The following is a 21,988-nucleotide window of genomic DNA, read 5'->3' as shown; positions in this document are numbered from 1 at the left end:
GCCCCGGCGGGGGAGTTCTGGACACTTCGTCCCCGACGGGCCGACAATCACCCTGTGACGTCGAGTTTCGAGTACCCCGGCCTCCCCGCGCCCCGCCTCTCCGACGCCGAGCGCGACCAGGCGCTGGGCCGGCTCAGAGAGGGCGCGGCCCTGGGAAAGCTGTCCCATGACACCTTCCTGCGGCGCATGGAGCTGGCCCTGGTGGCCCGCCGCGCGGAGGACCTCGCGGTGCTCACCGCCGACCTCCAGAGCCGGCGGGGCACCGAAAGCGCCTGGACCCGTCGGCTGTTCGGCTGGGTGGGCCGGGCGTCGGCCGTGAGCGTCGGCGTCCGCAAGGCCTGGCACGCCGAGCGGCTGCCCAAGCTGCTGCTGCCCCACCCGAGCGCCCTGCCGCTCGCCATCGGACGCGACCCCGGCAACGGTCTGCGGCTCACCCACGAGACCGTGTCCCGGGCGCACGCCGAACTCAGCCTGCGCGACGGCCTGTGGGTGCTCAAGGACCTCGGCTCCGCCAACGGCACCACCGTCAACGGCCGCCGCGTGACGGGCTCGGCCGTGGTCCGGGAGGGCGACGAGATCGGCTTCGGCCGGATGACCTTCCGCCTCTCCCTCGACTGAGCGGCCCGGACGGGGCGGAGCGGCGGGGTCGGGGCAAGCGGGGTCAGCGCCGGCGCCTGGCGAGCGCCAGCAATCCGGCGAACCCCTCCCGAGTCAAGGACAGGTGCGGCCCGCCCGGGTTCTTGCTGTCGCGAACCAGTACGGCACCAAGAGTGCTGCCGAGCGCGTCGGCGACTTCCACGCAAGCGCCGCCGTTGTCGCTGTAGCTGGATGTGAACCAACGGGGGGTCTCGGTCACGACGTGCCCTCTCGTATCTGCCTGATCATGGTCACGGAATCTGGTTGCGACAACGCATGGGCCTGCAACTGATAGTAGGTACTCAGTATGGGCGCCACGAACTTGCCGTCGCGTTCCAAGTGTCCTCGGGTGGCGGACTCGGCATAGGCCACGATCGAGCGGTCGGGCATCGTCAGAATGTAGAGCGGCAGGTTGAAGGCACGCCGTACCCCCATGCTGAACGGCGCCAGTTGGAACACGGTGTTCGGCTGCTCAGCGAACTCCATCAGCCGTGAAAGCTGTGCGTCCCACTCGGCGATCGTGCCGATCGGTCGACGGACACAGCTTTCATCCAACACGGCCATCACGAGTGGCGGCGCCGGCGTACGCCGTAGCGCGTCCTGACGTTCGGCGACGACCGCGACCCGCTCGTGGGCTTGCTCAGGAGTGATCGTGCCGCGCCTGACTGCGCTCTGTGCCAGGGCTTCCGCGTATGCCTCGGTCTGAAGCAGGCCCGGAATGATGCCCGTCTCGAAGTAGCGGACCTCTGCCGCACGTCCCTCCGAGAGCACGTACTCGGGGAATCCCTCAAGCAACGATCCGCTCTTGATCCGGAACACGTCGTTCGTCAGTGTCTCCCCTGTACCCGTCAGTTCCAGCGCACGGTCAGCACGTTGCGCGAACTTGACAGTTGGAGCGCGATTGGCATTTTCAACCCCGGAAATGTGCGAGGCCGAATACTCCATTCTCTCGCTGAGATCATCGAGGGTCCAGCCGCGTGCCTCGCGCAAGCTGCGTAAACGTGCGCCAAAGGCGGCGCGGGGACTTGCGTCGGGAGCCAACTCGTTCCTGTTCACGGGTGCCTCGCGAACTTTCAGTCAGGGCCTGGACAGTTGATAGATGCCCCGACTCTAGGTCACGCTGAAGCCGCTTGGTAGTGGAACGGCTACGGAGAGGAGTCACGGTGCCCGAGAGTGCAGAGTCCCCGCGGGACGCGTTGGCGGAGCTGGCCGCCGCGATCGAACGCGATGAGGCCCGGCCGGACTGGGGTGACCTGCCCCTGATGCATCGCTGCCCGGCAGCGCTCGCCCTGGCCACCGCGTCGATGAAGGAGCGCGCGGGGGAGCACGTCCGGTGACCGACGACAACGAACACCGGGACCACGCGCGGAGGACCAGGAGGGGCGCGCTCGCCGTCACCCTCGGGGCGGTCGCGTGGATTGCGGCCGTGGCGTTCATCGTCGCTCGGGGGTGGGGCGCGTGACGCCCGGGCGGTACGTGTGCGACGCGCGCATCCAGGTGCGCGGTCCGGCACCCCTGATGCTCCTGCTCCGGCTCGGCGCCGACGAGGGCACCGTCCGAGACGTGGCGTCGGCCGGCGGCGAGCTGCGCTGCACACTGGAGACGCATGAAGGTCCCCATGCCGACTTGCTGAGCGAGAACGCAGAGGGATCGGCCCTCTGGGCCCGCTGGACGGACCAGGGCCCGCTCGACGAATTGATGTGGCTGCCGGACTGCCCCGCCAGTGATGACACCCCCGGCGGCACCGGCGACGGGTGCTGCCAATTCCTCGGTCACCAGGGCGGCCACACCTGGGAAGTCACCGATCCCGAGCTGGAGCGGTTGCGGGCCGTCCTTCCCGCGCTCCACGACCTGACGTTCGGCCACCCCCTCGACCCGGTCTCCACCGGGCCGAGGGCCGCCCTGCGGGTCTTCGCCGGCGCCGGGAACGGGGCGGAGGATGAGGGCATGGAACACACGTCTGTGGTGCGCCCCGCGCGCCCCGAGGATCTGCCGCGGCTCGTCGAACTGATCCACGAGCACATCGCCTACGAGAAGTCCGAGCCCCGCCCGCCCGGTCTGGCCGACCGCCTCGGCCCGCACCTGTTCGCCGAGGACTCCCGGCTGTGGGTGCTGTTGGCCCTGACCCCGGCGGGCGAGGTCGCCGGGTACGCCGCCTGTTCGACGGAGTACGCGTTCTGGGACGCCCGGCACCACCTCCACATGGACTGCCTCTACCTCGCCGAGGAGGCGCGCGGCCACGGCCTCGGCGCCGCGCTGATGGAGGCCGTGGCCGCCCTCGCCCGGGAGTTGGGTCTGGACCACGTCGAGTGGCAGACCCCGGACTGGAACGAGGGCGCGATCCGCTTCTACGACCGGCTCGGCGCGACCGGGATGCCCAAGCGCCGGTACGCCCTGCCGGTCACCCCGCCGGTCACCCCGCCGGTCACCCCGCCGGTCGCGCTGCCGGGGGAGCCCGCTACCGGTTGACCGCCCTGAGTCGTTCGTAGGCGGCCAGCACCGTGCGGGCCTGGTGCTCCACCTGCGTGGCCACCGGGATCCAGCGCGCCTGGAAACGGGCCGCGAACTCCTCGCACCACCCCGTCACCAGGCGGTCCAGCCCCGGCGCCGCCGGATGCCCCTGTGCCCGCAGCACGCGCAGCAGCATCGCGGCGGCGCGCAGCGACAGCCGTCGCCCGAACGCGTCGATGCTGCCGATGTGCGCCGTGGTGGCCTCGGTGGGAGCCCCGGGGCCCGTCCACTCGACGGTGATCCGGGGGATCAGGGCGAGCGTCCAGTCCACCGCCCGCAGCAGGGGCGCGGCGTCCGGGTCGACCGCGTGCACCCCCGTGCGTACGGCGGCCACCCGGTCGGCGTCCCCGCTGAGCCGCCCGGCCAGCATGCGCAGCGCGCGCCGCGGGTCCGGGTGCGGGGCCGGGTCGTCCACCAGGTCGGAGGCCCACATGGGCACTTCGACGATCGCGGTGGTGCCCGCGTACCGGTGGGCGTGGTACCAGGTGCTCAGCCGGGTGTCCTCCGGGTGGAAGGCCCCGGCCGCCTCGGTGCCCGGCTCGGGCATCACGAAGATCCCGGGCCCGGGGGAGGGCCACCCGGTGGCGTCGGAGGCACCCGTCTCCACCGGGATCCGCAGCTCGGCCGCCGACTTGGCGAAGGGCTCCGAGAGGCCGGGTATGTCCTGGGTGAGCTGGACCCAGGAGCCGCCCAGGTCGGTGCCGTGCAGGGAGATCTGGAGTACGGGGCGCAGCTCGTCGATGAGCGCGGTCAGGGCCCGGGTCTCGGGCGGCAGTCGGTCCGGAGGCAGTAAGGACGGTGCCCATTCGGGCTGTTCGGGCCCGGGGGGTCGGAAGAAGTTCCGGTGGTAGTCGAGGAGGGAGTACGGGCGGGGAGTGCGGTGCAGGGCCGCCCCGTCGGGGTCCGCGCAGAGCAGGAAGTGCCAGCCGCAATCGGCCCGGGGGGCGTGGTCGCGGATGACGCGCCGGGCCAGGGAGAGGGCCGTCGGGCCGCCGACGGGCTCGTTCGCGTGCGCCCCGGCGACGACGAGGACGTTGCGGCCCGGCGTGCCCGCCCCGTCGGGCTCCCCGCCGACGGAGAGCAGCCACAGCGGCCGGCCGGCCCGCGAGGCGCCGACTTGACGCAGCCGCGCCAGAGCGGGGTGTTCGTCCGCCAGGGCGCGTGCGGCCAGGGCGAGTTCGTGCGGAGTGGGGTAGCACATGTCTCGTAGGAGGGTCACATGTCATGCCATGCCCGCCGCGCACGCCCGCTACTGCTCCGGGCGCCCCGTACTTCCCCGAAACCCGAGGAAAACCCCTGGCCAACGCCTCGCGCGGCGTTCCCGTGCGGTCAGTCCATCCCGACCAGGCAGTAGACGTACTCGTTGAGGGGGATCCCGTTGCGGGTGTAGCTGTACGAGAAGGCGTACTCCGTCTTCGGGTTGTCGTTGCAGCGGTCCAGATCGGAGGTCATCGGGATGCTCTCGATCACCCGGTAGTGCGCGTCGGACGCCGAGCAGGGGACCTCCCGCACCCCGGTGACCCGTTGGGCGGTCGTCGAGTCCGGCAGCGTCCCGTTGAGGCAGGTGCCGCGGTCGAACGGGCTCGGGGCGGCCTCGGACGGCGACGGCGTGGGGTCGGGCACGGACACGCCGGTCGACGTGGTCGGCGTCGGGACGACCACGGGGGGCGGGGCCGGCGCGGGGGACCAGATGCTGAGCGTGGGCGTGGCGGTGGGCGTCGGGGAGGCCACGCCCTTGTCGTCGTCCCCGCTGTTCAGCAGGACCACGCCGACGATCACGGCGGCGAGGAGCCCGACCGCCACCAGGCACCCCTTCTTCGAGCCCGACGGGCCGGCCGTGCCCGACGTGCCGGACGCGCCCGAAGCCGCGGGCTGCCCCGGGACCGTGCCCGCGACCGGGCCCACCCGGATGCGCAGCATGACGTCGGTGTCGCCGACCCGGGCCCGGACGAGTTGACCGTCCGTGCAGGAGGGGATCCGAAGGCGGGCGGGCCCCGACGCCAGGGCCACGGTGAGGATCACGCCGTGGGCGGCCTGCTGCGGGGTGATCGTGAGGGGGATCTCCTGAGGCGACACCGGCTGCTCCCAGAGTGGTGGTGGTGCGGACGCTGTCTGACGGACCCGGGAGATTCTGCCCGCCCCGCGCGCGGTGACGCAGGCATTCCGCCCGAAGTCGCCCCGAACGTACGTCCGTTGGTCCGCACCGGCGACGGCCGGCGCCGTCACCGCCCCCGCCCCACCCTCGGACCGGTGGGCCCGGGAGGGGCGGGAGCGGAAGACCGGTGCTAGCCGGCCGCCTCCGACCCGATCAGCATCACCGCCGGACGGTCCGCCAGCAGGACCGACAGGGCGACCTCGCCCTCGTGCACGTCCCCGTACGGCAGGGACGTCCAGCGCCCCGCCGGCAACGGCAGCAGGGTGTCGCGCCAGCCGCCCGCGCCCGCGAGCCGGTGCGAGAGCCGGGTGGCCACCGCGATCAGGCCGGCCGAGCGGGCGAAGGCCACGCAGTGGTCCGCGGCCGGGCCCCGCGCGGCCAGCGGCGCGTACCCGGCGAACAGGTCGGGCCGGGAACGACGCAGTCGCAGCAGCGCGGTGGTCAGGGCCAGCTTCTCCTGCGCCACGCCCCGCGGGGTCCCGCCCGCCTCCAGCAGGGCCGCGGCCTCGCGCGGGTGGACGGCGGGACGCCGGTTGTCGGGGTCGACCAGCGCCCGGTACTCGCTCTCCTCGCCCTGGTACACCTCCGGGACCCCGGGCATCGCCAGGTGCAGCAGGGTCATCCCGAGGAGGTTGGCCCGGGCGGCCTCCCGCAGTTCCGGCGGGAGGTCCGCCGGGAGCGCGCCCGGGCGGGACGCCGCCTCGGTGATCCCCGCCTCGTACCGCTCGTCCGGTTCCGTCCAACTGGTGTGCAGCCCGGCCTCGCGGGCCGCCTTCAGCAGGGCCGCCGACAGTCGGGGCCCGCGTTCGGGAACCTCCCCGAGGCCCAGGGCCGTCTGCCGCGCCACCCACGCGGCCCGGGGGTCCGGGCCCCCGTCGCCCGGTCCGGCCATGTGCTCCGGAGCCTGCGAGAGCGTCGAGATCCGCGCCCGGACGTCGGCGCTCCGCTTGGTGTCGTGGGTGGACAGCACCGTGCCCGAGGCGGGCCAGTCCCGTTCCAGGTCGGCGCAGTACGCGTGGAACCCGGCCACGGACACCGCCGGCCGGCCGGGCTCCCCGCCGACCTCCGTGGCCGACAGCAACGGGGCCCAGCGGTAGAAGGCCCGGTCCTCCAACGACTTCGCGCGCAGGGCGGCCGAGGTCTGGGCGAAGCGCGCGGCGAAGGCGGGGTCCCGCGCCACCAGGTCCCGCACGCCGGCCACCGCGTGGGCCCCGGCCCGGGAAGCGGCCTGCTCCAGCGCCCGCGCCGGCATGTCCGGTTCGCCGGGGTAGGGCCGGTACACCGGGTAGGCGATCAGCAACTCCCGTACCGCCGCCGCCAGATCGGCGCCGGCGCGCCGCTGGAGCGTCGCCAGTTCGGCCTCCAGGTCACCGGTCAGCACCTCCCGGGTCGCCGCCGCCGCGGTCTCCTCCCAGGAGGGCGCCCCGGTCGACTCCCGGTACAGGCGCGCCAGTGCGTCGACCCCGACCGGATCCGCGAACACCCCGTCGACCCGGTGCAGCGCGTCGTACCCCGTGGTCCCGGCGACCGGCCAGTCGGCGGGCAGCCGCTCCCGGGGCGCGAGGATCTTCTCCACCACGATCCAGCAGCCCTCGCCCACCTCCGCGCGCAGCCGCCGCAGGTACTCCCGCGGATCCGCCAGCCCGTCCACGTGGTCGATCCGCAGCCCCGACACCACCCCGTCGCGAACCAGATCCAGCACCTTGGCGTGGGTGGCCGCGAACACCTCCGGGTCTTCCACCCGAACCCCGATGAGATCCGAGATGGTGAAGAATCGGCGGTAGTTCAGGGCGGTCCGGGCCTCCCGCCAGCACGCCGGCCGGTACCACTGCGCGGCCAGGAGTTCCGCCGTCTCCAGTGCGGCCGTTCCCTCCCGCAGCGGGAACTCGTGCTCCCCGCAGCGCAGCACCCCGCCGACGACCTTCACCTCGGCCGGGTCGAGCGGTTCGGCGAGCACCGGCAGCAGCACCTGCCCGTCGCCCGCCTCCCAGTCGATGTCGAACCAGGCCGCGTACGGCGACGCCGGACCCTCCCTCAGCACCTCCCACAGCGGCCGGTTCAGCCGCAGCGGCGACGGCACCGCCATGTGGTTCGGCACGATGTCGAGCACCACGCCCAGCCCGTGTTCCCGCGCGGTCGCGGCGAGCGCCCGCAGCCCCCGCTCCCCGCCGAGCTCGTCCCGCACCCGGGTGTGGTCGGTGACGTCGTATCCGTGGGTGGAGCCGGGCACGGCCTCCAGCACCGGCGACAGGTGCAGGTGGGACACGCCGAGCGAGGCGAGGTACGCGACCTCCGCCTCGGCCGCCGCGAACGGGAACTCGGGACACAGCTGGAGACGGTAGGTGGACGCCGGAGTGACGGATGTCGGAACATCGGTTTCCGCTTGGCTGCTCAAGTACTCCTGGGTCATGAGAACGTACGTACCCAGCCTGCGGGATTCCGTGCCATGACCCAATGCATCCGGGTGACTGCGCCGGGTTAACGTTCCTCAAGTGTTTGGAACCGTCGACACCTATCGCAAAGTCATCGCCCTGACCGGGCCCCTTCTGCCGCTCGTCTCCTTCCTTGCCCGACTTCCCGTCGCCATGTGCCAGTTCGGCAGCGTGCTGCTGATCGCGGAGACCACCGGCTCCCTCGCCACCGCCGGGATCGTCGGTTTCTCCCTCTCCGCCGGACAGGTGGCCCTCGGACCCGTCCTGGGCCGGCTCGCCGACCGCCGCGGGCAGCGCCCCGTCGTCCTGGGCGCCGTCGCCGTCAACGCGGTCGCCACCGGAGCCCTGGTCGCCGGGGCCCTCGCGCACCTCGACACGGTCCCGCTCGCCGCGATCGCGGTGGTCGCCGGCGCCTCCATCCCGCTGATCGGGCCCCTCGCCCGCAGCCGTTCCGTCGCCCTGGCCCGCCGCGCCGACGCCGACGAGAGCGTGGTGGGCGCCGTGCACTCGCTCGAAGGCACCCTGGACGAGGTGTCGTTCGTCATCGGTCCGGCCCTCGTCGGCGCGGCCACGCTCATCGCGCACCCGGCCGCGGCCCTCGCCGGCGCCGCCGGCCTCGTCGCCGTCTTCGGCAGCGTCTACGCCCTCCACCCGACGGCCTCCGTCACCGCCGGCTCACCCGCCCCGGCCCGTCCCGCGGGCGGCCGGTCCCGGCCGCCGGGCGTCGTGTACTCCGTACGGGCCTCCCTCGCCCTCCAGGGAGCCGTGTTCGGCGCCTGCCAGGCCGGCATCGCGGCCCTGACCCTGAACCTGGGCGTCCCGGGACAGGCGGGCATCGTCTACGCCTCCATGGGCGTGGTCAGCGCCGTCGTGGGCCTGGCCATGGGCGCGCTGCCGGCCCGCTTCGGGCTGCGACTGCGCTGGAGGCTGGCCACCGCCGCGGGGCTGGCCTTCTCGGTGCCGTTGGTGTTCACCGACAGCCTGCTGCCGCTGTACGCGGTCGTCACCGTGCTCGGCGCCGCCTGCGCCCCGCACCTGATCACCGCGTTCGCGCTCACCGAACGGCACGTGGAGCCCGCCCGGCTCGCCGAGGCGATGGCCTTCGCCGCCAGCTCGCTCGTCGCCGGCCAGGCCCTCGCGTTGGGGATCAGCGGTCAACTCGCCGAGTGGTACGGGCCCGCGGGCCCCTTCGCGCTCGCCGTGGCCGCGGCCGCGCTGTGTCTGGTCCTGGCCCTGGCCACCCGGGTGCCCGCCGCCCGCCCGCACCCGGCGATCGCCATCCCCGCACAGGCGACGGCGCCGCGGACCGGGGCGGCCGGCGAGGAGGCGGCGGCCGCCACCGGGCGGACCACCTACGCCGGCCGCTGAAGCACCACCATGCACCGACCCGTCAACGCCACCCGGTCACCCGCCGCGAACTGCGGCCCGGTGCCGGGTGGCAGTACGTCCGACCGGGCCGTGTCCACGATCAGGCGCCACTGGGCGCCGTGCCCCGCCGGGACGGTGAAGTCCTGCGCCTCCGCACCCGCGTTGAACATGAGCAGGAACGAATCGTCGGTGATCCGCTCGCCCCGGGTGCCCGGTTCGGAGATCGCCTCGCCGTTGAGGAACACCGTCAGCGCGCGGGCGTGCTGCGCCTGCCAGTCACGGGCCCGCATCTCCTCGCCGTGCGGGGTGAACCAGGCGATGTCCGAGAGCTCGTCGTGGGTGCCCTCCACCGGCCTGCCGTGGAAGAACCGGCGCCGCCTGAACACCGGGTGGTCCCGGCGCAGCCACACCATCTGCCGGGTGAACTCCAACAGCCCGGGCGCCGGTTTGCCCGGCTCCGGCCAGTCCACCCAGGACAGCGCGTTGTCCTGGCAGTAGGCGTTGTTGTTGCCGCCCTGGGTGCGGGCGAACTCGTCACCGTGGCTCAGCATCGGCACGCCCTGCGACAGCATCAACGTGGCCGTGAAGTTGCGCATCTGACGTGCGCGCAGTTCCAGCACCTCCGGGTCCTCCGTGGGACCCTCCACCCCGCAGTTCCAGGACCGGTTGTGGGTCTCCCCGTCCCGGTTGCCCTCCCGGTTCGCCTCGTTGTGCTTCTCGTTGTAGGAGACCAGGTCGTTCAGGGTGAAACCGTCGTGGCACGTGGTGAAGTTGATGGAGGCCAGCGGGCGCCGCCCGTCGTCCTGGTAGAGGTCGGAGGAGCCCGTCAGCCGTCCCGCGAACTCCGCCAGCGTGCGTGGCTGCCCGCGCCACATGTCCCGGACCGTGTCGCGGTACTTGCCGTTCCACTCCGTCCACAGCGGCGGGAAGTTGCCCACCTGGTAGCCGCCCTCGCCCAGGTCCCAGGGCTCGGCGATCAGCTTCACCTGGCTGACCACCGGATCCTGCTGGACCAGGTCGAAGAACGACGACAGCCGGTCCACCTCGTGGAACTGCCGGGCGAGGGTGGCCGCGAGGTCGAAGCGGAAGCCGTCGACGTGCATCTCCGTCACCCAGTAGCGCAACGAGTCCATGATCAGCTGGAGTACGTGGGGGGACCGCATCAGCAGGGAGTTCCCGGTGCCGGTGGTGTCCATGTAGTGCCGCGGGTCCTCCGCCAGCCGGTAGTACGAGGCGTTGTCCAGGCCTCGAAAGGACAGCGTCGGCCCCAGGTGGTTGCCCTCGGCCGTGTGGTTGTAGACCACGTCCAGGATCACCTCGATCCCGGCCTCGTGCAGGGCCCGCACCGCGGACTTGAACTCCAGCACCTGCTGGCCCCGGTCACCGGAGGCGTAGCCGTTGTGCGGGGCGAAGAAGCCGATGGTGTTGTAGCCCCAGTAGTTGCTGAGCCCGTCGTCCACCAGCCGGTGGTCGTTGACGTACTGGTGCACCGGCATCAGCTCCAGCGCGGTCACCCCGAGCTTGGTCAGGTGCCCGATGACCGCCGGGTGCGCGAGGGCGCCGTAAGTGCCGCGGAGCTCCTCCGGGAGGTCCGGGTGCCGCATCGTCAGACCCTTGACGTGCGCCTCGTACAGCACCGTGTGGTGGTACTCGTGGCGCGGCGGCCGGTCGTTGGCCCAGTCGAAGTACGGGTTCACCACGACCGAACTCATCGTGCGCGGGGCCGAGTCCAGGTCGTTGCGCGAGTCCGGCCGACCGAAGTGGTAGCCGTACACCTGTTCGCCCCAGTCGACGCTGCCGCTGATGGCCCGCGCGTACGGGTCGAGCAGCAGCTTCGCCGCGTTGCAGCGCAGGCCGTGCTCGGGTTCGTACGGGCCGTGGACCCGGAATCCGTAGCGCTGGCCCGGCATCACGCCGGGCAGGTAGGCGTGGCGGACGAAGGCGTCCGTCTCGCGCAGTTCGACGGCGGTCTCCGAGCCGTCGTCGTGCAGCAGACACAGCTCGATCCGTCGGGCGGCCTCGGAGTAGACCGCGAAATTGGTGCCGGCGCCGTCGTACGTGGCACCCAGCGGATACGCCTGTCCCGGCCAGATCTGCATGGATGAAGACTCTTCCCTCGTTGTCGGTGGATGCCCCTGGTGATCCGGCGTACACCACGTCACTGCCAGATCTTCCCCGAAAGAGCGCCCCCAAGCGGGGACTTGGGATGCTCCTACCGGGTGACCCGGAGAGCTGATATGCGGGTCAGTGGACTGTGTGGGCATCGGATAATGGGTCAACGGGCAGCCGGTGTAAGGGCCATCGGGCTGCAACCGGCCGCGCGCGCGGAGTACCCTTCCGTGATCACTGGAGACGGGCGTCCAGACGCAGAAGGCGGTGCACGGGTGAGCTCGGGAGGTCTGGAGCTGCCCCCTGGTGACGGCGGTCACGAGGGTGGCCCGGCGGACACCGCGGGGGGCGGGCCCGCGGGAGTGCCGGCCGGAGCGGTGTCGCTGGCCCCGCCGGAGGCCGAGGGCTCACGGGCCGGAGCCGAACTGGACTGGAGCACGGAGGCCTGGAGCGAGGTCCGGACCCGGGCCCAACGGGCCGGTCGCGCCTACATCTGGCTGAACCTCATCGAACAGCGGCTGCGCTCGGTGGTCGGGGCGGTGCTGCGACCCGTCTACGAGCCGGCGCACGGCGGGGACGACTGGGTGGTCGCCGCCGCCGGGCCCGCCGGGCAGGAATGGGTACAGCGGGCGGTGGCCGTCCGCGAGGTCAGCCGGCGCAAGGGCTACCTCCTGGACCCGGCCGACGACAACGTCCTCAGCTTCCTGACGCTGCCGCAGTTGCGGGAGCTGATGGTCCAGCACTGGCCCTGTTTCGAACCGTACTTCGACGACCGGCGCGAGATCGAGCTGGCCCTCGACGAGCTGGAGGTCACCCGGAACGTGGTCTCCCGCAACCGGGCCCTGTCACGGGCGGTGCTGGAGCAGGCCGAGCGGGCCTCGGCGCGACTGCTGGAGGTGCTCGGCGGCGGCTCGGGTTCGCCGTCGGCCGACCGGCTGCCGATCGACGCCGTCGAGGACCTGGTCGGCGACCGGTACGCGGACGTCATCTCGGTCCATCCGGACCGGGTGCGGCTCCAACGGCAACTGCCGGCGGAGGACCTGTTCGGCGGGGCGCGCCGGCTCGACGCCATCGGCATAGGCCTCAACCTGCTGGTCCAGAACTTCTCCGGGCGAAGACTCGTCCGGCTCACCGAGGCGGGCTGCCGGGTCCGCCTGCTCTTCCTGAACCCGGCCAGCAGCGCCGTCAAACGGCGCGAACGGGAACTGGGGCTGCGCAAGGGAGAGCTCAGCCGGTCGGTCGAGATGAACATCCTGCACGTGCGGCGGGTCCGGGCCGGCCTGCGGGACCCCTCGCGCTTCGACATCCACGTCTTCGACGAGACCCCCCGCTTCACCGCGTACCTGGTGGAGGGCGAGTCCTCCGGGATCGCCGTGGTCCAGTCGTACCTGCGCCGGGCCCGGGGCATGGAGGCCCCGGTGCTCGTGCTGCGCGGCGGCGGGCGGGGCGTGCCCAAGGACGCCGACCACGGGCTGTTCACCACGTACCGGGAGGAATTCGAATCGGTGTGGGAGGACTCCCGGCCGGTGTCGTGACCCCCGCTCCGGCGGACCGGAACCGACCCGGCGGTCGGGCTGTCAGTACCCCGTGGCAGGCTGAAAGTCGTTGACCGGAAGTTTGTACGGGGGAGGGGCGCGTCATGGTGGCGTGGCACGGGGGAACGTTGGTCGGGTTCGACCTGGAGACGACCGGCACGGAACCGGGGGAATCGCGGATCGTGACGGCCGCGGTGGTCGAGGTGCGCGACGGCGAGGTGCGCGAGCGGCGCGGCTGGCTCGCGGACCCGGGCATACCGATCCCGGAGGGGGCCTCGGCCATCCACGGGATCAGCACCGAGCGGGCCGTCGCGGAGGGCCGCCCGGTGCGGGAGGTCGCGGACGAGGTGGCCGCCCTCCTCGTGGAGCACTGGCGGCGGGGCGCGGTGGTCGTCGCGTACAACGCGGCCTTCGACCTGACCCTGTTGACGGCGGAGCTGGCCCGGCACGGGCTGCCCTCGCTGGCCGCACGGCTCGGCGGCGCCGCGACCGGTCCGGTGGTGGACCCGCTGACCATCGACCGGGCGGTCGACCGCTACCGGCGCGGCAAGCGCACGCTGGAGGCGGTCTGCGGGGTGTACGGGGTGACCCTCGACGACGCGCACGACGCCGGCGCCGACGCGCTGGCCGCGGTCCAGGTGGCCCGGGCGATAGCCGCCCGCCACCCGCAGGTGGCCGAGCTGACCCCGGCCGACCTGCACGACCGTCAGGGCGCCTGGCACGCGCGCTGGGCCCGGGACTTCCAGTCGTACCTGCGGGGCCAGGGCACCCCGGACGCGGTGATCGACACGGCGTGGCCGCTGCGGGGCCTGTTGGCGGCCCACGCCTGAGCCGGCCGACCCACACCCGACCCGTCCGGGTCCGGGCGCGGCGGGACTAGAAGGGATGCCAGCGCGTGGCGGTGTCGCCGTCCCGCAGCGAGGCCACCCGGCGGCGGAACTCCGCCAGCGCCCTCGGGTTGTCGGGCGCGTGCTGGGAGACCCAGGCACAGCTCGCCGTCTCCCGGGCTCCGCGCAGGACCGCGCAGCCCTCCCACTCGCGCACGTCCCATCCGTACGCCGTCACGAACGCCTCGTACGAGCCGGCGGGCAGCCCGTAGCGGTCGAGGGACAGGGCCATCACCACCAGGTCGTGCTCGCGCAGGTCGCTCGACACGGTCTCCAGGTCGACCAGCACCGGCCCGTCCGGACCCACGTGGACGTTGCGGGGCAGGGCGTCGCCGTGGATCGGGCCCAGCGGCAGGCGCGGGGTCAGCGCGGCCACCTCGCCCGCGTACGCGTCGCGCCGGGCCCGCAGGTACGCGGCGTCCGCCGGGTCGACGGCGTCGCCGGCGAACCGCAGCCAGCGTTCCACCCCGCCCAACAGGTCCCGCGCCGGCAGGGTGAACGGCGGGGCGGGCAGCGCGTGGATCAGGCGCAGCAGCGCCGCGAGGTCCTCGGGCCCCGCCGGCCGGACCGCGGCGGGCAGCCGGTGCCACAGGGTCACGGGATGACCGGCCACCAGCCTGGCCGACGGCTCGGCGGCGCGCACGGCGGGGACCCCCGCCTCCGCGAGCCAGCCCGCCACGGCCAACTCCCGCTCGGCGCGCTCCCACAGCGCGGCCTCGCGGCCCACCTTGGCCACCAGGTCGTCGCCGACCGCGAAGACGGCGTTCTCGCCGAAGGTCAGCAGCTCGGCCCGGCCGGTGAGCCCCGCCGCTGTGAGTACGTCCCTGGCCCGCGCCTCGTCCATGCCTGCTGTCCGCCGTCTCTCCGGATCGTGGTGAATCCGCCAAGTCTGTCATCCCGGCGCGATCGGCCCGGCACCCCGGCAGGCACCCGGCACCCGGCACGCGGCGCCCCGGGACTCGACGGGGGAAACTCGTTGCACGAGACGTCTCGTCTCGTTATGGTCGACGCATGACCTCAGCCAAGCCCGCCCACATCGCCATGTTCTCCATCGCCGCCCACGGGCACGTGAACCCGAGCATCGAGGTGATCCGGGAGCTCGTCGCCCGAGGCCACCGCGTCAGCTACGCCATCCCCGCCTCCTTCGCCGAGAGGGTCGCGGCGACCGGCGCCACCCCGGTGATCTGGGAATCCACCCTCCCCACCGAGGACAACCCCGAGGCCTGGGGCACCGAACTCATCGACAACATCGAGCCCTTCCTCGACGACGCCATCCAGGCGCTGCCCGGGCTCGCCGCCGCCTTCGAGGGGGACGAGCCCGACCTCGTCATCCACGACATCACCTCCTACCCGGCGATCGTCCTGGCCCGCCGCTGGGGCGTCCCCGACGTCTCCCTCTCCCCGAACCTGGTCGCCTGGACCGGCTACGAGGAAGAGGTCGCCGCACCGATGACCGCGCAGCTGCGCGCCGGCGAACGCGGCAGGGCGTACTACGCCCGCTTCCGCGCCTGGCTCGACGAGAACGGGATCGCCGAGGACTCCGACCACCTGATCGGCCGGCCCCGGCGCAGCATCGTGCTGATTCCCAAGGCGCTCCAACCCCACGCCGACCGGGTCGACGAGTCCGTGTACACCTTCGTCGGCGCCTGCCAGGGCGACCGGGCCGCCGACCAGGGCACCTGGACCCGCCCCGCCGGCGCCGCCGGCAAGAAGGTGCTCCTGGTCTCGCTCGGTTCCGCCTTCACGGACCGGCCCGACTTCTACCGGGCGTGCGTCGAGGCCTTCGGCGACCTGCCGGACTGGCACGTCGTCCTCCAGATCGGCAAGAAGACCGACCTCGCCGCACTCGGCGCCGTCCCCGACCACATCGAGGTGCACCGCTGGGTGCCCCAACTCGACGTCCTGCGCCAGGCCGACGCCTTCATCACCCACGCGGGCGCCGGCGGCAGCCAGGAGGGCATGGCCACCGCGACCCCGATGGTCGCCGTCCCGCAGGCCGTCGACCAGTTCGGCAACGCCGACGTGCTCCAGGCACTCGGCATCGCCCGCCACGTCCCGATGGAGGAGGCCGACGCCGCGACCCTGCGCGAGGCGGTCCTCGCACTCGTCGCCGACCCCGAGGTCGCCGCCCGCGCCGAGGCCGTCCGCGCCGAGATGGCCGCGGAAGGCGGCACGCGACGGGCCGCCGACCTCATCGAGGCGGAACTGTCGGTGCCCCGCCCTATCGTTCGGGCATGACTCCTCGGAAGTACGCCGCACTGCTGCGCGGCATCAACGTCGGCGGGAACAAGAAGGTCCCGATGGCCGAACTCCGCCAGGTCCTGGAGGGCCTCGGTCACGAAGACGTACGGACGTACCTGCAGAGCGGCAACGCCGTCTTCGCCGGCGCGGAACGGGACACCACGAAACTCGCCCGCGCGCTGGAGGCGGCCATCGAGGCCCACTTCGGCTTCAAGGTGCCCTGTCTGGTGGTCGACGGCGACCACCTGCGGGCCGTCGTCGACGCCTGCCCCTTCCCGGCCGCCGAGCTGGAGGGCCGGCAACTGCACGCCACCTTCTGCTCCGAGCAACCCGGCGAGGAGCGCTTCGCCGCCATCGACGCACCCGCCTACCTCCCCGAGGAGTTCCGGGTCGGCGACCGGGTCGTCTACCTCCACACCCCGGACGGCCTCGGCCGGTCGAAGCTGGCCGAGGTCCTGGCCAGGCCCGCCGTGATGAAGGGGCTCGACGTGACCACCCGCAACTGGAACACGGTCGTCAAGCTCGTCGAACTCACCCGGGACTGAGCCGCCGCCCACCACGCCACCCACTACGCCACCAGGGCGTCCAGCAGGGCCAGTTCCCGCGGGTCGAGCCGGATCGTCGCCGCCGCCAGGTTCTCCGCGAGATGCGCGGGGGACCCGGTACCCGGCGTGGGGCACAGGTTCGGGGAGTGGTGCAACAGCCAGGCCAGGGCGATCTGGCCCGGGCCCGCCCCGTGCTCGCCCGCGACCGCGGTGACCGCGGCCGCGCTCTCGCGGGTGAGGGCGCCGCTGCCCAGCGGGTAGTACGGCAGGAAGGCCACCCCGTGTGCCTCGCACAACGCCAGCACGTCGGCCGAGGAGCGGTCCAGCAGGTTGTACGGGTTCTGCACCGACGCGATCGGCATCAGCTCCAACGCCGACGCCACCTGCGCGGCCGTCACCGTGTCCAGGCCGACGTGCCGGATCTTGCCCTCGGCCTGCAACTGGGCCAGCAGGCCGAGCTGTTCCACCGCGGGGACGGCGGGATCCAGGCGGTGCAATTGGTACAGGTCGATCCGCTCCACCCGCAGCCGGCGCAGACTCGCCTCGCACTGCTCCCGCAGCCGCTCCGGACGCCCCGACACGTGCCAGAGGTCCGGACCGGTGCGCACCACCCCGCCCTTGGTGGCGATCACGAGCCGCTCGTCGTACGGGTACAGGGCCTCCGCGATCAGCTCCTCCGCCAGGTCGGGCCCGTAGTTGTCGGCCGTGTCGATCAGGGTCGCCCCGAGCTCCACGGCCGTGCGCAGCAGGGCCAGGGCCTCGGCCGGCTCCCCCCGCGGGCCCCAGTAGCCGGGGCCGACCAGACCACCCGTACCGAGCCCGAGCCGGCGCACGGGCAGGTCCCCACCGAGTCTGAACATCGTGTCCGTCATGGCCCGACGGTAACCCGGGACGCCGGATGTGCCAGGCTCTGCGGATGCGTTACATCATCATCGGCGCCGGGGCGATCGGCGCGACCATCGGCGGCCGGCTCGCACGGACGGGCCGGGAGGTCGTCCTGTCCGCACGCGGCGCGCACGCCGAGGCGCTGCGGGCCGACGGGCTACGGCTCACGACCACCGACGGGACGCAGGTGCACCGGCTGCCGGTCGTCACCGGCCCGGCGGAACTCGGCGAGCTGCGACCGGACGACGTGCTGCTGCTGGCCGTGAAGACGCAGGACGCCGTCGCGGCACTGGACGCGTGGGGCGACGCGGAGGTCGCGGGCGGCGGTACGGCCGCGCAGCGACTGCCCGTGCTCTGCCTGCAGAACGGCGTGGAGAGCGAACGGCTGGCCCTGCGCCGCTTCGCCCGGGTGTACGGGGTGTGCGTCTGGCTGCCCGCGACCTTCCTGGAGCCAGGCGTGGTCTCCGCGCTGTGCGCCCCGCTGACCGGGATCCTGCACCTGGGCCGCGCGGCCGGCGGCAGCGACGCCCGGATCCGGGCCGTCGCGGCCGACCTGGAGGAGTCCGGTTTCGAGGCGCCCGTCGTCGAGGACGTGACGCGCTGGAAGTACGCGAAGCTGCTCGGCAACCTCGGCAACGCGATCCAGGCGACGACCGGCCCCGAACCGGACCCCGCGAAGGCGGCGTTGCTGCTCCGGGCGATCCGCGAGGCGCAGGCCGCCTTCGAGGCCGCCGGGATCGCGTACGCCTCCGAGGCCGAGCAGACGGCGGCGCGCGCGGGGAAGGTGGACCAGCCGCCGGGCGTGCGAGGCGGCTCGTCCTGGCAGAGCCTGGCGCGCGGGACGGGAACCGTCGAGGCGGACTACCTCAACGGGGAGATCTCCCTGCTGGGCCGGCTGCACGGCGTGTCCACCCCGGTGAACGACACCCTGCGGCACGCGGCGAACATCTTCGCCCGGGAGGGCCTCCCGCCGGGCGCCATGTCCATCACGGACCTGACGGCCCTCGCCGACGAGGCGGCGGCCCGCGCCTGACGGGGTGGGACCGGCCGCTCAGGCCGACAGCGCCGAGAGGCGCGCCGGGGCCAGGGCGGCCGCGTCGTAGCGGCGCAGCAGCAGCCGGGCCAACTCGGGCGCCGCACCCAGGACGTCGGCGAGCACGTCCGCGCCCGCGGCCTCGGCGCCCGCCGCGATCCGGTCCGGGAGCCGGCCGGGGGCGATGACGTACGGGGCCACGGCCACCCGCCGCACGCCCTCGGCGCGCAGCGCCCGTACGGCGTCCTCCGTACGGGGCAGTGCCGCGGAGGCGAACGCGGGCCGCACGGCGCACCAACCGGTGTGCCGCCACTCCCGCGCGATTTCAGCGATCACCGCGATCGCCTCCGGGTCCGAGGAACCGGCGGACGCGAGCACCACACCGGTGCCGGCGCGATCCGCCGGGGTGAGGCCGGCTTCGAGGAGCCGGCGCTCCAGGGCCGCCACCAGCAGGGGCGACGGCCCGAGGACGTCCGCGACCCGGACCGTGAGGCCCGGGAGGCGCACGCAGGCCTCCGACAGCACGGCCGGGATGTCGGCCTTGGCGTGGAAGGCACGGGTCAGCAGCAGCGGGAGGGCCACCACGTCCCGGACGCCGGACGCGTACAGGGAGGACAGCACCTGGTCCACCCGCGGGGCGTTGAAGTCCAGGTACGCCGTCTCCACCCGCAGTCCGGGCCGCAGCGTCCGCGCACGCCGGGTGAGGGCGTGCACGGTCGCCGCGTGCCGCGGATCGCGGCTGCCGTGGGCGATGACGAGGAGGGCGGGGGCGGCGTGCACGGGACTCAGCTCTTGACCAGCAGGCCGCGGCTGCGCAGCACCCAGCGCTCGATCGGGCTGAAGATCAGCAGGTCGATCGCGATGCCGACGACCAGGATCAGGATGATCGCGAGGAACACGCCCGGCAGGTCGATGTTGTTGCGGCCGTTCTCCAACAGCTGGCCGAGCCCGAGGCCCAGGTCGGGCGAGCTGGCGATGATCTCGGCGGCCATCAGGGAGCGCCAGGAGAAGGCCCAACCCTGCTTGAGACCGGCCAGGTAGCCGGGCAGCGCGGCCGGCATGACGATGTGTCGGGCCCCGCGCAGACCGGTGGCCCCGAGGGTGCGGCCGGCCCGCAGGTACAGCGGCGGTACCTGGTCGATGCCGGACACGAGTCCGTTGGCGATCGAGGGGACCGCGCCGAGCAGGATCACGGTGTACATCATGGCGTCGTTGAGGCCGAACCAGAGGACGGCCGGGGGCACCCAGGCGACCGAGGGCAGGGACTGGAGGCCCTGGAGGATCGGGCCTATCGCGGCGCGGACGAACTTCACCCGGGCGACCAGCAGGCCGAGCGGGGTGCCGATGGCCAGGGCCAGCAGGAAGCCCAGCAGACCGCGCGAGACGCTGGTCCAGACGACCTCCAGCAGCGTGCCCTGGAGCCACATGGCGGACAGGCTGTCCCACACGGCGGACAGGGACGGGAGCTTCGTCTCGTCGGTGACCTTCGTCGCGACGAGGACCTGCCAGACGACGAGGACCAGACCGACGGCGATGACCGGCGGCAGGACCTTCTTGACGAGGACCTCGCCGATCGGGGTGCGGTGGGTCTGGACCGCGTCGAGCGCGTCCAGGCCGGCCTCCAGGCCGGCCAGATCGTCCGCGCCCTTGGCCGCGCCCTTGAGCTTGGTGTCAGTGCTGGCCATGGCGGCGGATCTCCCCACGCAGGTGTTCAGTGATCTCGACGGACAGCTCCGCGACGTCCGCGTCCTCGATGCGGCGCGGCTGCGGGATGTCCACGGTCCATTCCTTCGCGATCCGTCCGGGACGCGAGGAGAGCAGGACCACGCGCTGGGCGAGGCGGACGGCCTCGCGCACGTTGTGCGTGACGAACAGGACGGAGACGTTGGTCTCCTCCCAGATGCGGGTGAGTTCGCCGTGCAGGACGTCCCGGGTGATGGCGTCCAGGGCCGCGAACGGCTCGTCCATCAGCAGCAGTTCACTGTCCTGCGCCAGGGCCCGGGCGAGCGCAACGCGCTGGCGCATGCCGCCCGACAGCTCGTGGACGCGCTTGCCGTACGCGCCGCCGAGCCGCACCAGCTCCAGCAGCCGCTCGGCCTCCGGGCGGCGCTCCGCCTTGGCCACCCCGCGCAGACGCAGGGCGAGTTCGATGTTCTTGCCCGCCGTCAACCACGGGAAGAGGGCGTGCTCCTGGAACATCAGGGCCGGGCGGCCGGAGGTCTCGATGGTGCCCACGCTGGGCTTGTCGAGACCGGCGACGAGGTTGAGCAGGGTGGACTTGCCACACCCCGACGCCCCCAGGATGGTGACGAACTCGCCGGGAGCGACATCGAGACTGATGTCGTCCAGGACGAGCTGCGATCCGGCCGGGCCGGGGAAGGACTTCGAAACGTGTTCGATGCGGGCGGCGTGCCCGTGCTCGGCCGCGGTGCCCTCGGCAGCCTTGGCAAGTGTGGTGGCCATGGTCGTCACCTCCTGGGGATTCTCTGCTGACCGGGGTTACTTGGCGCCGAGGCCGGCGTCGGAGACCTCGGGCTTGCCGGCGGCCTTGAGGACCTTGTTGAGGATCTTGAGGTCGTAGATGCCGGCGAGGTCGGGTTCCTGGATGAGCTTGGCCTTGACGGCCCAGTCGGATTCGGTCTTGAGGGTGCTCGCGAGGGGGTCGTCGGTGACGAGGATGCTGGGCCAGGCGGGGTCGATGACCTTGGGGTCGAGTGCCTTGCCGCCGAGGGTTTTCAGGGCGGCGTTGGCGGAGGCCTTGGCCTTGTCGGGGTTGGCGTTGATCCAGTCGTTGGTCTTGACGGTGCCGGTCAGGACGGCTTCGACGACGTCGGGGTGCTCCTTGAGGAACTTCTGGGACACGATGACGTTGGTGATGACGAACTTCTTGTCGGGCCAGAGTTCGGTTTCGTCGAGGAGGACCTTGGCGCCTTCGGAGACGAGTTTGGAGGCGGTGGGTTCGGGGACCCAGGCGCCGTCGATGGAGCCCTGCTTGTAGGCGTCGGGGGTGACCTTGTTGTCGGTGCGGACGACGGAGACGTCGCCCTTGCCGGATTCGGGGTCGACGTTCCAGCCCTTGGTGCCGATCCAGTTGAGGAAGGCGACGTCCTGGGTGTTGCCCTTTTGGGGGGTGGCGATCTTCTTGCCCTTGAGGTCGTCGAGGGTTTTGATCTTGTCGGGGTTGACGACGAGCTTGACGCCGCCGGAGGCGGAGCCGGAGATGATGCGCAGGTTGGTGCTCTTGGACTTGACGTAGCCGTTGATGGAGGGGGAGGGGCCGATGAAGCCGATGTCGAGGGAGCCGCCGTTGAGGGCCTCGATTTCGGAGGGGCCGGCGTTGAAGGTCTGCGGCTTGATGGTGGTGGCGCCGAGTTCCTTGGCGATGAGGCCTTCCTGGATGCCGACCAGGGCGGTGGCGTGGGTCAGGTTGGGGAAGTAGCCGATGCGGACCTCGGGGGCGGAGAGCTTCTTGCCCTCGGCGCCGGCGGGTGCGGGCTTGTCGGCGGACTTGTCCTTCTCGGCATCGGAGCCGTAACCGCAGGAGGCGAGCGCGCCGATCAACAGCGGCAGGGCGGCGGCGGCGACAACGCCGCGGCGCAGGGTCTTACGGGCGGTACCGGTGGCAGGCACGGGAGAGGTTCCTCTCAAAGC

General features: G+C 72.7%; 21 protein-coding genes and 1 pseudogene. 10 read left to right on the top strand and 12 right to left on the bottom strand.

Annotation, left to right across the window (positions count from 1 at the left end):
- Positions 1–54: 54 nt before the first annotated feature.
- Complete coding sequence (locus OG906_RS09020) at positions 55–618, top strand: DUF1707 and FHA domain-containing protein (protein WP_267827760.1); 564 nt, start codon at positions 55–57, stop codon at positions 616–618.
- 43 nt (positions 619–661) lie between these two features.
- Here the strand turns inward: OG906_RS09020 and OG906_RS09015 are convergent, their stop codons facing one another.
- Positions 662–856: a DUF397 domain-containing protein gene (locus OG906_RS09015; RefSeq protein ID WP_329441589.1), complete on the bottom strand. Its 195-nt coding sequence runs from the start codon at positions 854–856 to the stop codon at positions 662–664.
- On the bottom strand, positions 853–1,692 hold the full coding sequence (locus OG906_RS09010) for a helix-turn-helix domain-containing protein (RefSeq protein ID WP_329441587.1): 840 nt from the start codon (positions 1,690–1,692) through the stop codon (positions 853–855). The genes OG906_RS09015 and OG906_RS09010 overlap by 4 nt, the downstream gene beginning before the upstream one ends.
- Before the next feature lie 107 nt (positions 1,693–1,799).
- Between OG906_RS09010 and OG906_RS09005 the strand changes: the two genes are divergently transcribed.
- The 3 genes from OG906_RS09005 to OG906_RS08995 are packed head-to-tail and all read left to right on the top strand — an operon-like array spanning position 1,800 to position 3,105.
- Entirely contained in the window at positions 1,800–1,973 is a 174-nt protein-coding gene (locus OG906_RS09005; RefSeq protein WP_329441585.1) for a hypothetical protein, read from the top strand.
- Positions 1,970–2,098 carry a hypothetical protein gene (locus OG906_RS09000; RefSeq protein WP_266969345.1) on the top strand — a complete coding sequence of 43 codons (129 nt, stop codon included), beginning with the start codon at positions 1,970–1,972 and terminating at the stop codon, positions 2,096–2,098. Before OG906_RS09005 ends, OG906_RS09000 begins: the two co-directional genes overlap by 4 nt.
- Entirely contained in the window at positions 2,095–3,105 is a 1,011-nt protein-coding gene (locus tag OG906_RS08995) for a GNAT family N-acetyltransferase (RefSeq protein ID WP_329441582.1), read from the top strand. Before OG906_RS09000 ends, OG906_RS08995 begins: the two co-directional genes overlap by 4 nt.
- On the opposite strand, the gene OG906_RS08990 is transcribed toward OG906_RS08995, so the two are convergent.
- The 3 genes from OG906_RS08990 to treY form a co-directional block, all read right to left on the bottom strand.
- A complete protein-coding gene (locus tag OG906_RS08990) occupies positions 3,095–4,348 on the bottom strand; it encodes a M14 family zinc carboxypeptidase (protein ID WP_443067365.1) in 1,254 nt (417 codons plus the stop codon). The genes OG906_RS08995 and OG906_RS08990 overlap by 11 nt on opposite strands.
- A 128-nt stretch (positions 4,349–4,476) precedes the next feature.
- Positions 4,477–5,223: an LppU/SCO3897 family protein gene (locus OG906_RS08985; protein WP_329441579.1), complete on the bottom strand. Its 747-nt coding sequence runs from the start codon at positions 5,221–5,223 to the stop codon at positions 4,477–4,479.
- Positions 5,224–5,432: 209 nt separating this feature from the next.
- Entirely contained in the window at positions 5,433–7,712 is a 2,280-nt protein-coding gene (treY, locus tag OG906_RS08980) for a malto-oligosyltrehalose synthase (protein ID WP_329441578.1), read from the bottom strand.
- An 82-nt stretch (positions 7,713–7,794) separates the two neighbouring features.
- Here treY and OG906_RS08975 point away from each other — a divergent pair, with 82 nt between their 5' ends.
- Positions 7,795–9,102 carry an MFS transporter gene (locus OG906_RS08975; RefSeq protein ID WP_329441576.1) on the top strand — a complete coding sequence of 436 codons (1,308 nt, stop codon included), beginning with the start codon at positions 7,795–7,797 and terminating at the stop codon, positions 9,100–9,102.
- On the opposite strand, the gene glgX is transcribed toward OG906_RS08975, so the two are convergent.
- The gene (gene glgX / locus OG906_RS08970; RefSeq protein WP_329441573.1) at positions 9,087–11,201 is read right to left on the bottom strand and encodes a glycogen debranching protein GlgX; all 2,115 of its coding nucleotides are present in this window, start codon (positions 11,199–11,201) and stop codon (positions 9,087–9,089) included. The two genes, OG906_RS08975 and glgX, sit on opposite strands and share 16 nt — an antisense overlap.
- A 285-nt stretch (positions 11,202–11,486) precedes the next feature.
- On the opposite strand from glgX, the gene OG906_RS08965 reads away from it, so the two are divergent.
- Positions 11,487–12,746: an SAV2148 family HEPN domain-containing protein gene (locus OG906_RS08965; protein ID WP_329441571.1), complete on the top strand. Its 1,260-nt coding sequence runs from the start codon at positions 11,487–11,489 to the stop codon at positions 12,744–12,746.
- 104 nt (positions 12,747–12,850) lie between these two features.
- Positions 12,851–13,576, top strand: a complete 726-nt coding sequence (locus OG906_RS08960) for a 3'-5' exonuclease (RefSeq protein ID WP_329441570.1) — start codon at positions 12,851–12,853, stop codon at positions 13,574–13,576.
- A 46-nt stretch (positions 13,577–13,622) separates the two neighbouring features.
- Here the strand turns inward: OG906_RS08960 and OG906_RS08955 are convergent, their stop codons facing one another.
- Positions 13,623–14,477 carry a phosphotransferase enzyme family protein gene (locus OG906_RS08955; RefSeq protein WP_329441568.1) on the bottom strand — a complete coding sequence of 285 codons (855 nt, stop codon included), beginning with the start codon at positions 14,475–14,477 and terminating at the stop codon, positions 13,623–13,625.
- 132 nt (positions 14,478–14,609) lie between these two features.
- Here OG906_RS08955 and mgt point away from each other — a divergent pair.
- Both mgt and OG906_RS08945 read left to right on the top strand, forming a co-directional pair.
- A pseudogene (gene mgt / locus OG906_RS08950) lies at positions 14,610–15,871 on the top strand (macrolide-inactivating glycosyltransferase).
- On the top strand, positions 15,868–16,419 hold the full coding sequence (locus tag OG906_RS08945) for a DUF1697 domain-containing protein (RefSeq protein ID WP_329441564.1): 552 nt from the start codon (positions 15,868–15,870) through the stop codon (positions 16,417–16,419). The pseudogene mgt and the gene OG906_RS08945 overlap by 4 nt, the downstream one beginning before the upstream one ends.
- A gap of 23 nt (positions 16,420–16,442) precedes the next feature.
- On the opposite strand, the gene OG906_RS08940 is transcribed toward OG906_RS08945, so the two are convergent.
- Complete coding sequence (locus tag OG906_RS08940) at positions 16,443–17,291, bottom strand: aldo/keto reductase (RefSeq protein ID WP_329441563.1); 849 nt, start codon at positions 17,289–17,291, stop codon at positions 16,443–16,445.
- Positions 17,292–17,335: 44 nt separating this feature from the next.
- Between OG906_RS08940 and OG906_RS08935 the strand changes: the two genes are divergently transcribed.
- Entirely contained in the window at positions 17,336–18,337 is a 1,002-nt protein-coding gene (locus OG906_RS08935) for a ketopantoate reductase family protein (protein WP_329441561.1), read from the top strand.
- An 18-nt stretch (positions 18,338–18,355) separates the two neighbouring features.
- Here OG906_RS08935 and OG906_RS08930 read toward each other — a convergent pair whose 3' ends face one another.
- From OG906_RS08930 to OG906_RS08915, 4 genes are read right to left on the bottom strand one after another with little or no spacing between them, the layout of a single operon-like run.
- On the bottom strand, positions 18,356–19,117 hold the full coding sequence (locus OG906_RS08930) for a sirohydrochlorin chelatase (protein ID WP_329441559.1): 762 nt from the start codon (positions 19,115–19,117) through the stop codon (positions 18,356–18,358).
- Between the two features lie 5 nt (positions 19,118–19,122).
- The gene (locus OG906_RS08925) at positions 19,123–20,022 is read right to left on the bottom strand and encodes an ABC transporter permease (protein ID WP_329441557.1); all 900 of its coding nucleotides are present in this window, start codon (positions 20,020–20,022) and stop codon (positions 19,123–19,125) included.
- On the bottom strand, positions 20,009–20,800 hold the full coding sequence (locus tag OG906_RS08920) for an ABC transporter ATP-binding protein (protein ID WP_267827776.1): 792 nt from the start codon (positions 20,798–20,800) through the stop codon (positions 20,009–20,011). Before OG906_RS08920 ends, OG906_RS08925 begins: the two co-directional genes overlap by 14 nt.
- A 36-nt stretch (positions 20,801–20,836) precedes the next feature.
- Entirely contained in the window at positions 20,837–21,967 is a 1,131-nt protein-coding gene (locus OG906_RS08915; RefSeq protein ID WP_329441554.1) for an aliphatic sulfonate ABC transporter substrate-binding protein, read from the bottom strand.
- Positions 21,968–21,988: the final 21 nt, after the last annotated feature.

The sequence above is a fragment of the Streptomyces sp. NBC_01426 genome, assembly GCF_036231985.1.
Lineage (GTDB): Bacteria > Actinomycetota > Actinomycetes > Streptomycetales > Streptomycetaceae > Streptomyces.
The sequence above is the reverse complement of the archived record's forward strand: the minus strand, read 5'-3'. Positions and strand labels throughout refer to the sequence as shown.

Coding starts and splice junctions, on each gene's coding strand:
- OG906_RS08925 (WP_329441557.1), bottom strand. CDS start 20,022: ATGGCCAGCACTGACACCAAGCTCAAGGGCGCGGCCAAGGGCGCGGAC.
- OG906_RS08940 (WP_329441563.1), bottom strand. CDS start 17,291: ATGACGGACACGATGTTCAGACTCGGTGGGGACCTGCCCGTGCGCCGG.
- OG906_RS08955 (WP_329441568.1), bottom strand. CDS start 14,477: ATGGACGAGGCGCGGGCCAGGGACGTACTCACAGCGGCGGGGCTCACC.
- OG906_RS08990 (WP_443067365.1), bottom strand. CDS start 4,348: ATGTGCTACCCCACTCCGCACGAACTCGCCCTGGCCGCACGCGCCCTG.
- OG906_RS08935 (WP_329441561.1), top strand. CDS start 17,336: ATGCGTTACATCATCATCGGCGCCGGGGCGATCGGCGCGACCATCGGC.
- treY (WP_329441578.1), bottom strand. CDS start 7,712: ATGACCCAGGAGTACTTGAGCAGCCAAGCGGAAACCGATGTTCCGACA.
- OG906_RS08960 (WP_329441570.1), top strand. CDS start 12,851: ATGGTGGCGTGGCACGGGGGAACGTTGGTCGGGTTCGACCTGGAGACG.
- OG906_RS08920 (WP_267827776.1), bottom strand. CDS start 20,800: ATGGCCACCACACTTGCCAAGGCTGCCGAGGGCACCGCGGCCGAGCAC.
- OG906_RS08945 (WP_329441564.1), top strand. CDS start 15,868: ATGACTCCTCGGAAGTACGCCGCACTGCTGCGCGGCATCAACGTCGGC.
- glgX (WP_329441573.1), bottom strand. CDS start 11,201: ATGCAGATCTGGCCGGGACAGGCGTATCCGCTGGGTGCCACGTACGAC.